This is a genomic window from Paenibacillus sp. FSL R5-0908 (assembly GCF_038006245.1).
Taxonomy (GTDB): domain Bacteria; phylum Bacillota; class Bacilli; order Paenibacillales; family Paenibacillaceae; genus Paenibacillus_AQ; species Paenibacillus_AQ odorifer.
The window spans coordinates 439,312-452,157 of record NZ_JBBOUV010000001.1; the positions used below are offsets into that span (position 1 = coordinate 439,312).

Below are 12,846 nucleotides of genomic sequence, written 5' to 3' on the forward strand. Positions count from 1 at the left end.
CACAGTGCAAGTAAATAACGATACAATTTCTCTGTTAATGAAACATGCCTCTGTCCGCAAGTTTCAGGATAAGCCAGTAAGTGAAGATCAGCTTAGCGCTATTATTGGAGCAGCTCAGATGGCTTCAACCTCAAGTAATGTTCAGGCCTATAGTGTTATTGCAGTTACTGACCCGGCACTAAAGACGGAGCTTGCGGGACTAGCGGGCAATCAGGCTTATATAGAACAATGCCCAGTGTTTTTGGTCTGGTGCGCTGATCTGTATCGGCTGCGCGAGGTGACGAAACCTCATTTGCAGGGAGAGACTTCTTATGAAGATTCTGCTGAGAACCTGATTGTAGCTACCGTTGATGTTGCACTTGCTGCACAGAATGCTGCAGTGGCTGCGGAGTCACTAGGCCTTGGAATTGTATATATCGGTGGAATCCGTAACCGGATCGCGGAGGTATCGGAATTGCTGGGACTGCCTGAATTGGTCTATCCGATATTCGGGATGTGTGTAGGTTATCCTGACGGAGCTTCGGGCCTGCGTCCGCGGCTTCCACTAGAGGCTGTTCTGCATCGTAATCGCTACAATGCGGAAACCACTGTGGAGCAGGTCAAAACTTACGATAAAGTCTCCTCAGACTATATGCGTGAGCGGACCCACGGCGTCAAAGACACCCCTTGGTCGGCCATTATGGCGGAGCGATTGGCACAGCCAGCACGGCTGCATATGAAGGAGTTCCTGCTGGAAAAAGGATTCCTCCGGAGATAACTAAACTTTCTTCATCTAAAGAGGCTGCCTTATTAGTAGTTTATTCTACTGATAGGGCAGCCTCTTTTTTTTATTCGGAGCCAGGAAGGTGACAGTTGTCATCTTAAAGAAATGACAGTCCATACTAATGTCATGTCTTCTTTTTCCATATGATTGAAATAGATCAAACGCATTCGGAAGCGGAGGGATTACGTTATGGATAATATTATAGAAATGCACGGGGTCAGCAAAATATATAAGGATAAAAAGGCCGTAGATAATATCAGCTTTAACATTGCTAAAGGTTCGATTACAGCTATTTTGGGACCGAACGGAGCGGGTAAAACAACGGCATTAGGCATGCTGCTGGGGCTAATAGAGCCTACCGAGGGTACAGTGGAGTTATTCGGGCAACATCCGAAGGATAAAGAAGTACGTGAAAAGACTGGAGCGATGTTGCAGGAAGTAAGTGTAATGGATCGGCTAAAGGTGCGGGAGATCATTGATCTGATTCGCAGTTATTATCCAAAGCCTATGGATATGGATTTTCTAATTAAGGCTACTGGACTTGCGCCAGCCGATTTGAATAGATACGCCGAGAAGCTCTCGGGCGGTCAAAAGCGTAGTTTGGGCTTTGCGCTAGCCCTCGCGGGTAATCCGGAGCTGATCTTTTTTGATGAACCTACAGTGGGACTTGATATTACTTCCCGGCGGCGGTTCTGGGAAACGGTTCGTGGACTTGCGGAGCAAGGAAAAACGATTGTGTTCACGACCCATTATTTGCAGGAAGCAGAAGATATCGCGGATCGTATTCTGTTATTCAGTAAAGGCCACTTAGTTGCGGACGGAAGTCCAGATGAGATTAAATCACGGATTGTGAAGCGTTCCGTGTCCTTCCTGCCTGTGGGTGATCGCTCGCAATTGCGCAGAAACCTGCTAGACCTAGCTGCTATAGAGGATTGTTATGAAAAAGATGGCCGCATTCATGTGACCACAGAGGATACAGATGAGGCGCTTAAAGCGATTTTTGTGGCTGGACTTCCCGTGAAGGATGTTCGAATTGATCAGGGACGTTTGGATGAGGCTTTTGAACAATTGACCATGAACCAAGAGGAGGCTGTCTAACCATGAGACTAATTACTGTACAGTGTAAAGCGGAAATGCTGCGGATCATCCGTAATCCCTATTATGTGTTCTGGTCTTTGCTCATGCCCATCATGTTCTATTTCATCTTCACCCGGGTGGTCAATACAGGCAGCGATGACCTCACGTGGCGTGCTCATTATTTAATGTCTATGGCGACCTTCAGTGTAATGGGCTCAGCCATTATGACGCTTGGTATCCGGTTGGTGCAAGAGCGAACACAAGGCTGGACCACCTTTATTCGGATTACACCGCTGCCGGGATCGATCTATTTTTTCGGAAAAATGTTCGGACAGACGATGATGCATCTGTTTTCGGTCATTTGTATTTTTATCGCAGGCTATTTAATCAATGGCGTCTCTTTGTCCGCAGGTCAATGGGTGCTTAGCGGGCTGTGGATCCTGATCGGTTCTCTACCATTTTTAGCGATTGGTACGCTTGTAGGTGCTATGAAACGGGTGGATACAGCCAGTGGAGTCAGCAACGTGATTTATATGGCTCTTGCTGTAGCAGGGGGCATGTGGATGCCGATTGAGATACTGCCACGATTAATGCAGCGGATTGGTCATTGGTTGCCTTCCTATAACTATGGGAATGGAGCCTGGGAGATCGTTCGTGGATCAGCTCCGACGTGGAGTAATGTCTTGATTTTGCTCGGATATTTGGTAGTTTTTATGTTACTATCGGTCTATATTCGAAAAAAACAGGAAGCGGTGTGAATGAATGGCTGAGCGTGCGAAGTTCCGGTTATTTCCACAAAAACAGGGGTTTTTCCCTTTTGTATGGGCTGTTTATCTGGTTTTGCCCATCCTGAATTTGCGCGGGGAGACTGGAATGAAGCTCATTCTGGGCGGGATTATGATAGCGGTATTTGCCCTCAGCTATCGCCAGCTGTATTGGGTGCGGGGTGGAGTGTTTAATGTTTGGTTAATTATTCAAATGTTGATCATCGTGGTGCTTAGTGTGTTCTATACCCCCTATAATCTGTACATGGGCTTTTTCACCGCAAATTTTATCGCTTATTATACGGAGAATAGAGGGTTCAAAATTGCATTTGCTTCTTTTGTGATCATGATCCTTTCGGTGCTGGTCTTAGTGGGTCGTGGGATGGAGTGGGGAAGTGTGATATTTTTAGCTCCGTTTATTATTATTATGTTGATTAGTCCGTTCGGAGTGAGGTCCATGAATCGGAATCAGAAGCTGGAGAAAGAGCTGGATCAAGCCAATGAGGTGATTAAAGAGCTGGTGAAGCGTGAGGAACGAATGCGAATCGCCCGTGACTTGCATGATACTCTTGGCCATACCTTGTCCTTGATTACGTTAAAAAGCCAACTCGTAGAGAAGCTGGTGACGAAAAATACGGAGCGAGCCCAAGAGGAAGCGCGGGAAATTCAGCGCACTTCACGGGCAGCGCTCCGTCAAGTGCGTGAGCTAGTGTCGGAAATGCGTGCGGTCTCAGTAGCAGAGGAACTGGCTGAAGCTGGAGAGATGCTGCGGACCGCAGAGATCGCCTTAGAAGTGGAAGGGGATATCTCTCTGGAGGGGGTATCCGATCTGACGCAAAATATCCTCAGCCTTTGTATCAAAGAAGCAGTGACTAATATCGTGAAGCATAGCAGAGCGGATAAATGCTTCATAGGAGTGGCAAAGCTGGCTGGAGAAGTGCGAATTACCGTTAAGGATAACGGCATTGGTCTACAGCACGGGGAGAAAGGGAACGGTGGGCTTAACGATGGAAATGGCATGAAGGGGATGGCGGAGCGCTTATCCCTGATTGACGGCTCCCTGTCGCTAAGCTCAGCTGAGGGTCAGGGAGCTACGCTGATCGTTACCATCCCGCTAATCGTAAAAGATGCACAAGGGGGTGAGACTGCATGATAAGCATTGTTATAGCGGAGGACCAACGTCTGCTTCGGGGAGCGATGGCTTCTTTGCTGGATCTTGAAGACGATATTGAAGTAGTCGGAGAAGCTTGTGATGGGGCGGAGGCGTTAGCTTTAATCGACAAGCTTCAGCCGGATGTTTGTCTCATGGACATTGAAATGCCGTTCAAGAGCGGGCTGGAGGTTGCAGAAATATTGCGGAGTAAGGATTGTCCGACCCGTATTATTATTTTGACTACCTTTGCCCGTCCGGGGTATTTTGAGCGTGGAGTAAAGGCTGGTATTCAAGGGTATTTGTTGAAGGACGAGCCTGTAGATAAGCTAGCTGAATCTATTCGTCGTGTCATGGCTGGACATCGGGAGGTATCTCCTGAGTTAGTCTTTGGCAGTTTGCGGGAGGAGAATCCATTAACAGCACGGGAGCGCGAGATTTTAAAACTGGCTGGAGAAGGGCAAACCGCGAGCGAGATAGCCTTTTCGCTGCATCTGTCTTACGGCACTGTCCGCAATTACATCTCTGAAATACTCAATAAGCTGGAAGTGAAAAGCCGGATTGAGGCGGTACGGCTGGCTGAAGAAAAAGGCTGGATTTGAGGGGAGAAGGGTATGGTTATGCAAATATTTCCGATTCGTCATGGTGATCCGGACTATTCCATAGATGATCTAACGGAATTCGGGCATCAGGAAGCAGCGGCATTGGGAAAACGCATGGCATCTAGCGGTCTGGATGAATTATATGCTTCACCATTGGGGTATGAACTATCGCCCAAGGGGATTAATGGGTAATCATGTTTAAGGTGACTGATTAAGAGCGAGCAAGGACATTGTCTATGAAGTGAAAGGCCATCCCGCAGAGGATGGCCTTTTTTAAATACAAGAAAGTATAAGTTTGCCACCATACATTATCCTTCTATTTCTCGCATAAACGCTTACCGTCCTTTAGGGGCACCGAGGGCGCTTTTGCTTGCATATAAGAATCATGCCCCTTGCCCAGTTCCTGATTTCCACTTGCTATTGTGCTAACGGACTTAGATGCAGCTATTTGTACATTTTAAGCCTTTTGGAGGAAGTTTCGGACTCGAGAGAGCTTATTTTCCATAAATGGAGGGAATATCATGCTATTTTAGTGATATAAAGTCTCTGAAGTCCGTTAGCATCCCAGAACAGCGAAATAGTTACGAATAAGGGCTGTGGTGTCCGAACGCAATTCTGAATTCTGCTCGCAATAAAGCTACATTTGCAGATAGCAGCAGCTTTTTCATGAAATGGTCCACTAATTTTGGTTTTGAGCCTAAATTATCTGAAATTCCACTCTTCACCGTGGATTTAATTTCACCTGTGAACCTTTGCCGCCTGTCTGTATGCCAGTTTCCTTCGTTCCAACTTCCTTCAAGTCAGTCACTAGTCGCTCCAATACGGCCTTGGAGGCAGCAGCTTCCTTCGCACCGGATGCTTTGACAACTAATTGCACCGGCTTGCCGGAGCGGAGATGCTTCTCAGCCTGACGGAGCTTGGTATCGTAGTCGTGCTCTTCAATATGAGCAGTGAAGCGGAGCTCTTTGACCTTCTCCTTGCTGCCGCCCTTTGCAGCTGAACCCCCACTGGCCTTGCGTGCTGAGGCTGCCTCCTTCTGCGCGGCCGCTTTTGCTTTGCCCTTTGCAGTTAGGCTGCAGGGCGGTGGGCTGCTCATTAGCGAGGTGCATACCAGATCAGCACCTGCTGATCTGGCCATGGCCAGCGCCTCTTCCCGGGAGACGATGCCCAGCTTCTCACCCCTAAGTCCTGTAAGGACTACTTCGGATGCTCTGATTTGTTCATTGATTAATACTGCCACTTCTATGAATCCTCCCCTGATAACGATGATAAAGCTATCATATATGGAACTAGCTTGAGGTTCAAATGTGGAGCGTAGGATTGGCGTTACTAATCCTCTCAATTTCTTCCTTTATGATTTGTAGGATTAGTTTTTTAGATGATGTTGTTAGATATTCTCGGTTGCGCCGCTTCAATATACCCACTTGAATGAACGGCTCGCTTAGTTCAACATCTATTTTTACGATATCTGTCATTAAAGCTGTCGAATCAAGCACTACCCCCACCCCAGGGTTCTTTCTTACAAAATGAGGAATAGCAGAAATTTGGCTTATGGTGGATAAAGTGGGCTTTGATTCGAATCTCGAAAATTGCTTAGCTAACCGAAGGTAATATAAGCAAGTGCGCCCTCCAGCTATAATTGGATATTCAAGAATTTCTCGAAATGAAATATCGTCTCGTCCGCTTAAAGGATGATTTTCATCTACTATAAAAGCGATTTTCTCGTGATAGAGCGGTTCGAAATAAAAGAAGGACAGGTCGGGCGGCTCACCGCAGATGGCGAAATCCAGTTCACTTTGTAGAACAAGTTGTGAGAGGGAATCAGTGTTACCCTGAATGAAGTTACATGCCATTTTTGGTTTTTGCTCCTGAAACTTTCGCAAGGCGTTCGGTAGGACGGATTCCATCATGGATTCAATGCCTCCGATATGAAGTGTGCCAATTTCGTCATGCTGTAAAGCTTTGGTGAGTTCTGATACATAGTTCCAATGTTGAATAAGGTTGTCGATTTCCGCTGCAAAAACTTGCCCAGCACTTGTCAGTTCTACTTCCCAGCCTCTGTGAAAGAGTTGTATGCCCAGTTCCTTTTCAAGTCGTTGAATTTGGTTGGTAATGGTAGACTGCGCATAATTCAACTTCTCTGCAGCGCGTGAGAAAGTGCCTTCTTGAAGAATGGTCTTAAAAGCCATCAGTTCTTTTAGATCCATCGATTGTCACCTCTATCGGTGTAATTGATTAAGATTATTATCTTATTCAATTATATAAATCAAAATACTGAGAGTACAATAAAAGAATTCCAAAGAAGGAGTGAATTAAAATGCCATTCATTAGAGTCAGTTATCTGGAGCAACAATACGACAATCATCAGCTAGAAGGAATATGCAGAGCGATTATGAGCGCGTTAATTCAGCATTTCCATGTACCGGAGGATGATATGTTTCAGGTTTTTCATGCGCATAAAGCGGGGGAGCTTTTTTATAGTAAAGATTATTTAAATATTGAACGAAGCGACGGACTGATATATATCCAAGTTACGCTAAAATCCGGAAGATCAACGGAACAGAAGAAAAGCTTTTACGCGAGGCTAGCCGAGGAATTATCGATGACGCTAAACATCAGAAAAGAAGATATATTCATTGTGCTCGTCGATACGGAATTCGAAGATTGGTCGTTTGGTAACGGTGTTGCTCAAATGCTACAACCTCCGGTTAGGGAGGTGTAATATGGCGCATCAGAAATAGCGACAAATGTACGGGAATCGTTAGGGGAGTTCGCTCCGGCATTCGTCGACTACTCGGAAAATGTGTTATTTGGGGACTTATGGAGACGTGAGCAATTATCACTTCGGGATCGTAGCATGATTACGATTTCTGCCTTGGTGATGGGGGGCATGACGGAACAACTCCCCTATCATCTGCGCTTGGCTTTAGAGAACGGCTTACAACTTGAAGAAATCGTGGAGGCCATCACCCACCTTTCTTTTTATGTAGGTTGGCCGCGAGCCTCTTCAGCTCTAGAGGTTGCAAAGGATGTACTAGGAAAAAATAAATAACGTCTGACTTTTCAATCCCATCCGTAACCTTTAGGAACTTCATTGGCACTTGTATATAATACGGAAGAAGGGAGCGGAGGACCGATGCTTCAGTATATCGAAGAGGCTAAACAAGGAGACCGACAAGCTTTTGAACAGATTGTTAGGCACTTTACACCGATGGCCAATGCAGTTGCGTTCGAAAAGCTGCGTGACTATCAATTAGCGGAAGATGCTGTGCAGGAAGCTTTCACAGAAGCCTTTTTGCATTTGAATAAATTACGAGCAGTAGAGGCATTCCCGGGCTGGTTTAAAGCTATTGTGGTACGGCAATGTTATCGTATCTTGCGAAGAAAGCAGCATCCTGCATTACCCTACGATGAAGCTGCGCAAGCGACAGAATCTTCATTTTCTATAGCAGATATTATTGAGAAAAAGGAAACCCAGCGGCTGGTTCACGAGTCTATAGCTGCATTAACGTCCAATATGCGGATTGCCGTTCAATTATATTATTTTCAAGGCTACTCACTACAAGAGATTGCTGACTTTCTGGGGACTTCGGTTTCGGTATTGAAGAAGCGACTTTTTGATGCCCGCCGCAAACTGAAAGGTGCATTGCCTGTGGCAGATGTTCTTTCCGTATTCAACCATTTGTACGAAGGGGGAAAAGATGTGCTTCACATTGTAAATGGAGATGTAGTGGGAGAGAAGCTGCGGCAAGGAATCGTGAAAGGTGATGTACTAGTGTGGAGAGAGGTATATTCGCATGGGCCGGTATTTTTGGATCCTGCCGATGGAGATAACCGTGCAGTTCGAGCGCAATATTTGGAACAAACGATGGGAATTCCGCAGAGGGAATTTATTGAAAATAGTGAGAGGCAAGAGAAGATTTTAGCTGATTTTCATAAATATGAAGAAGTGGTGTTATGGTTCGAGCATGATTTATTCGATCAGACGATGCTCAGTTATTTACTCCATTGGTTCTCGAAGCAGAAAATGTTAACCACCAAGCTAAGCTTACTATGCATTGGAGAGTATCCGGGAATAAAGTTATTTCGAGGACTTGGACAACTTTCTATAGAGCAGATGGAAACATTATCAGGCACATGGAAGCTAATCGGAGCCAAAGAATTAGAAGCAGGTCAAGCACTCTGGGAAGCCTATGTATCACCGAATCCAGAATTGCTGTCACAACGATTAACTACAGATACGTCGGCTTTACCCTTTGCACATGACGCCTTCCGGGCGCATTTATCACGCTTTCCTTCTACTACAAACGGACTTGGCATCGTAGAACAAATCACGCTGGAGATGATCCATGAGGGAATAAAATCACCCTATGAGCTGTTCAAAAATGTGGGTGATCAGCTTCATATCTTAGGAATGGGCGACTTGCAATATTGGCATATCCTAAGAAAGCTGGTACAAGGCCCGTACCCTTTGCTACAAACCCATGGATGCAATGAGTTCCCTGTTTATAACGATTCAGTAATACAATTTAAAGACTGTGAGCTTGTATTAACAGAGCTAGGTAAGAGTGTAATAACTGGAAACGAAGACTGGGTGCAGAAGAATGGCAGCGATGAGTGGTTTGGAGGTGTACATCTGCAAGGATTGACTCCGCGCTGGCGGTGGAATCCGTTGGTCGGTGTGCTTCAGGAGAGAAGTACCGAGGCGTAATTTTATTAATCTAAATGCTTGCTACACAAGGCATACTGAGCATAAAAAGACTTCCACTAACTTGGAGATACTCAAACGCTCCAGAGGGGGAAGTCTTTTTTTGTTGTATCCATATATTATATGAATAGTAAATATAGTATATATCATCTATTTAAAGGGTGATTGATCTTTGTTGGAGAATATTATCTATAGAATAAATAGTGAAAGTATTCACTTAAAGATGCAAAGGGAGGAATATTCGTTATACGATAGGAGGATGATGTATCAATGTCCATACAGAATAAAACAGTAATGATAAGAATTGCAAAAGCGAATTTAAAAGCGGAAAAAACCAAAAATTACTTTGTAGGCAGTGTGATAGCCTTAGCTGCGTTTTTATTAACTGTTGTAATGACTTTTGGTTATAATTCTTTTACTAACCTACAACATGAGTCGAATTTCCAAGCTTTATTCTATGATCTCAATAACAATGAAATCTTACGATTGAAAGAAATAGAGGAAATTAATAAAATCGGACTCTATAAGGAAATAGGCAGAGAGAAAAAAGAAGAACGTTTATTGTCCATTCTCTACACGGATCAAGCCATGATGGATTTATCAAATGCTAATATCGTTCTGGGAAAATTCCCCACAAAAGAAAATGAAATTGCAATAGAAAAAGACTTTCAGTTATCCGATGATCGAAGCCTGGGGCTTGGCGATTCTATTTCTTTGCAATTTAGAAACAATGCCAGCAAAGAATTTCAAACCAGCCAATTTGTGATTTCTGGAATTCTGCAAACAACCGCATCAGGAAACGAGAATCGAATGGGTTACAATGCTCTGGTATCAAGCGCGTTCGTTGAGGCGGATCCGTTTCTTTCCAAAGAGGATTACTCCGCGGCAATTAGCATCAACAATAGCAGCAGTTATTCCAACGAGGAACTGAAGTCGAAAATCAAAGAAATAGGGCAGCGAATGGGTATCTCTGAGAGAAATGTTCAGATCAATAATGTGAATGTGGACAGTAATAATCTGTCAGGAAGCACTGTGATATCCATCTTGTCTATCATGCTGATTATCGCACTGGCTTGTTGGCTTGTCATCTACAATATCTTTTATATTTCAATTACTAAGCGAATTAAACAATACGGACAACTTAGAGCAATCGGTGCAACAAAAAGGCAGATAAAACAGCTAGTTCTATATGAAGGGAAAAATCTTTCAAGAAAATATATCCCTATTGGAGTTATCTTTGGATGTTTAATGAGCTGGATTTTAAGTGGCTTTCACTGGAATGCAGTTCCAAGTTTTTCACTTGCTTTTTTAGCAGGTTTGCTCACCAAAGTAACAGTTAGAGCCTCATTAAACGCACCATCTAAATTCGCATCAAGAATCTCCCCTATAACAGCGATTAGACATGTAGATGCCGATGTTAATACAAAAAAGGAGAAAAGAAACTCTAAAAGACTAACACCATTTTCTTTAGCTGCATTGAACTTATCAAGAAGCAGGAAAAAGACGGTGTTAACTTTGCTGTCTCTTTTTTTAAGCGGAACACTATTTGTTTCCTTGGGGACATTGTTAAACTCGGTCGATCCAATCTCAAAAGCAGAGAAATATTTTCCGAATCATGGTCGGTTTGATATTCAAATTAATAATGAGTTGTATTCTGAAACAACCTCATTAAGTGATCTTCAGACGGAAGGGCAACTATCTACTTCTTTAAAAAATAAAATCCTAGCTATAAATGAAGTTGAGGACGTAATCGAACATCAGTATATTGAAGCTGCTATCGAAGGAATAAAAACGGATGACGGGGCCGCGATAGTCAGTATTGAGAATATCCCTACGTTAAACAACGAAAGATGGAGTAGTCATTTGGCTGAGGGGAAGATCCCGGATGTTGATTCATCGGATGCATCCTACATTCTCTTGAACAGCGCCAGTAGTGACTTAGATTATTACGGGGCTCATTACGCTGTCGGTGATCATATTTCATTCATAATTGCTAATGATCAGGAGAAGACCAAACATGATTTTGAGATCATTGGAGATATTCCGGATAAGAATTCAGGAACTTCATTTTATCTTCCACCCAAAGTAATGCAAACTGCAGCCCCTTTTAATAGCAATAAGAGCTACGAAGTTATTACTATGGATAAATCGAATGAAGAGTTAATAAAGAGTGAGTTAGAGGGTGTGATTCTCAATGAGGATACACTCAAATTATTGTCTTTTTCCGAAGTTGTGGAATCCAATAGAATTGCTTTTAGAACTATCACTATTTCAGTGTATAGTTTTATGGTTTTTATAGCAGTATTCAGTATAATCAATCTCTTGAACACCATAATCACCACTATTTCTGCAAGAAAAGGGGAGCTAGGCCTTATGCAAGCCATAGGAATGAGCCGAAAACAATTAATGGCTATGTTAACCTATGAAACAGGATTTTTAGTGGTTGGAAGCTTTACGATGGCTCTTTTTACGGGCAATCTAATGGGATACATGATAAGTAAGAGTGCAGGGAATATGGGGGGGCTTTCCTACATTCAATACCAATTCCCTTGGGGTGCTATTTTCCTGTATTTCTTGGTTATTTTACTTGTCCAGACTGGTATGGTTCAGTTTGTTAGACGATCAATATCGTCGCAGAGCATTATAGAGCAATTAAATTAACGATGCGGAAAGTTTAGCTATATTTAATAAATCCCTCGCCTTTATACGGGCTAAACGTGAAAATAAATAGTGAGTAGCAATTAACGTTGAAGGGTGATTTATATGCTGAAACTACCGGTGTATCATTCCGTAATTTCTTCCCATGCCATAGTACCCGTAATTAATGATCTTTATGAAATCGGGGATGTTCTGGAGTGTAGTTTTTATGAGAACGGACTTAATGATACCTATTTACTAAAGACCTCTATTGATAAATACATTCTTAGGATCTATAAAGCTCATTGGCGAAATAAACATGAGATTGATTTTGAAGTGGAGTTATTGAATCACTTAAATAAGAAGAATATCCCTGTATCGGCTCCGATAATCAGCAAGGATGGTGGTTACCTAATTGAGCTGGAGGCTCCTGAAGGAACACGTTACGCAGTTCTGTTTACTTTTGCAAAAGGCAATTATTCCGATGAAAAAGCTAGCTGTGAATTATACGGTGAACAAGTGGCTAAGATGCATCTGGCTATGGATGATTTCGAATGTGGGCAGCAAAGATTTACGCTTAATTTGGATCATCTGCTTAAAGAATCGCTTCAATCGATTCGCAAGCCTTTATCCCACAGGCAAGAGGATATCGATTATCTAGAATCTTTGTCGGAAGTATTGGCAAATAGCATAGCTGAAATCTCATCAGAGCTGGATTGGGGGGCATGTCATGGTGATCTTCATGGAGCGAACGTACATTTCTACGAGGATACCCTGACTCATTTCGACTTTGATTGCGGAGGTTTTGGCTGGAGGGCCTATGATGTTTCCGTGTTTTTGTGGTCAAGGGTTAGAGGGAAAGAACGAGAGCATTTTGACAATGAACAATGGACTGTTTTCCTGGAGTCATACCAAAAGCATAAAGTATTATCTGAGAACGATTTAAAGGCTATCCCTATATTTGTTGCTATCCGGGAGATATGGTTGATGGGTCTGCACACAGGGAACGCACAGGTTTGGAGTTGTGGGTGGCAAAACGATCATTACTTCAATACTAATCTGCAATTTCTACGTAATTGGTGTGAAGTTCATTCTATCCGATAGACAATATCCAAACAAGAAGCCACTCCATATTTAGGGGTGGA

General features: G+C 43.4%; 13 protein-coding genes. 11 read left to right on the forward strand and 2 right to left on the reverse strand.

Annotation, left to right across the window (positions count from 1 at the left end):
* Window positions 1-4: 4 nt before the first annotated feature.
* The 6 genes from nfsA (at window position 5) to MKZ09_RS01985 (ending at window position 4,548) form a co-directional block, all read left to right on the forward strand.
* A complete protein-coding gene (gene nfsA, locus MKZ09_RS01960) occupies window positions 5-757 on the forward strand; it encodes an oxygen-insensitive NADPH nitroreductase (protein ID WP_076134836.1) in 753 nt (250 codons plus the stop codon).
* Between the two features lie 195 nt (window positions 758-952).
* Window positions 953-1,861, forward strand: coding sequence for an ABC transporter ATP-binding protein (locus MKZ09_RS01965; RefSeq protein WP_076203498.1), 909 nt, complete (start codon window positions 953-955; stop codon window positions 1,859-1,861).
* Window positions 1,862-1,863: 2 nt separating this feature from the next.
* Window positions 1,864-2,598, forward strand: coding sequence for an ABC transporter permease (locus tag MKZ09_RS01970; protein ID WP_036682760.1), 735 nt, complete (start codon window positions 1,864-1,866; stop codon window positions 2,596-2,598).
* 4 nt (window positions 2,599-2,602) lie between these two features.
* Window positions 2,603-3,757: a sensor histidine kinase gene (locus tag MKZ09_RS01975; protein WP_076203501.1), complete on the forward strand. Its 1,155-nt coding sequence runs from the start codon at window positions 2,603-2,605 to the stop codon at window positions 3,755-3,757.
* Window positions 3,754-4,356, forward strand: coding sequence for a response regulator transcription factor (locus tag MKZ09_RS01980; protein WP_076134840.1), 603 nt, complete (start codon window positions 3,754-3,756; stop codon window positions 4,354-4,356). The genes MKZ09_RS01975 and MKZ09_RS01980 overlap by 4 nt, the downstream gene beginning before the upstream one ends.
* A 12-nt stretch (window positions 4,357-4,368) precedes the next feature.
* A complete protein-coding gene (locus MKZ09_RS01985) occupies window positions 4,369-4,548 on the forward strand; it encodes a histidine phosphatase family protein (protein WP_076203505.1) in 180 nt (59 codons plus the stop codon).
* A gap of 529 nt (window positions 4,549-5,077) precedes the next feature.
* Here MKZ09_RS01985 and infC read toward each other — a convergent pair.
* Window positions 5,078-5,596 (reverse strand): translation initiation factor IF-3, encoded by a 519-nt coding sequence (gene infC, locus MKZ09_RS01990; protein ID WP_076124627.1) that lies wholly within the window; start codon window positions 5,594-5,596, stop codon window positions 5,078-5,080.
* A 61-nt stretch (window positions 5,597-5,657) separates the two neighbouring features.
* Window positions 5,658-6,563, reverse strand: coding sequence for a LysR family transcriptional regulator (locus MKZ09_RS01995; protein ID WP_076203509.1), 906 nt, complete (start codon window positions 6,561-6,563; stop codon window positions 5,658-5,660).
* A gap of 110 nt (window positions 6,564-6,673) precedes the next feature.
* Between MKZ09_RS01995 and MKZ09_RS02000 the strand changes: the two genes are divergently transcribed.
* The 5 genes from MKZ09_RS02000 (at window position 6,674) to MKZ09_RS02020 (ending at window position 12,805) form a co-directional block, all read left to right on the forward strand.
* On the forward strand, window positions 6,674-7,078 hold the full coding sequence (locus MKZ09_RS02000; protein ID WP_076203514.1) for a tautomerase family protein: 405 nt from the start codon (window positions 6,674-6,676) through the stop codon (window positions 7,076-7,078).
* 15 nt (window positions 7,079-7,093) lie between these two features.
* On the forward strand, window positions 7,094-7,408 hold the full coding sequence (locus MKZ09_RS02005; protein ID WP_076203518.1) for a carboxymuconolactone decarboxylase family protein: 315 nt from the start codon (window positions 7,094-7,096) through the stop codon (window positions 7,406-7,408).
* An 84-nt stretch (window positions 7,409-7,492) separates the two neighbouring features.
* A complete protein-coding gene (locus MKZ09_RS02010; RefSeq protein WP_076203523.1) occupies window positions 7,493-9,067 on the forward strand; it encodes a sigma-70 family RNA polymerase sigma factor in 1,575 nt (524 codons plus the stop codon).
* A 267-nt stretch (window positions 9,068-9,334) separates the two neighbouring features.
* A complete protein-coding gene (locus MKZ09_RS02015; protein WP_076203526.1) occupies window positions 9,335-11,725 on the forward strand; it encodes an ABC transporter permease in 2,391 nt (796 codons plus the stop codon).
* 102 nt (window positions 11,726-11,827) lie between these two features.
* Window positions 11,828-12,805, forward strand: a complete 978-nt coding sequence (locus MKZ09_RS02020) for a phosphotransferase (RefSeq protein ID WP_076134846.1) — start codon at window positions 11,828-11,830, stop codon at window positions 12,803-12,805.
* Window positions 12,806-12,846 lie beyond the last annotated feature (41 nt).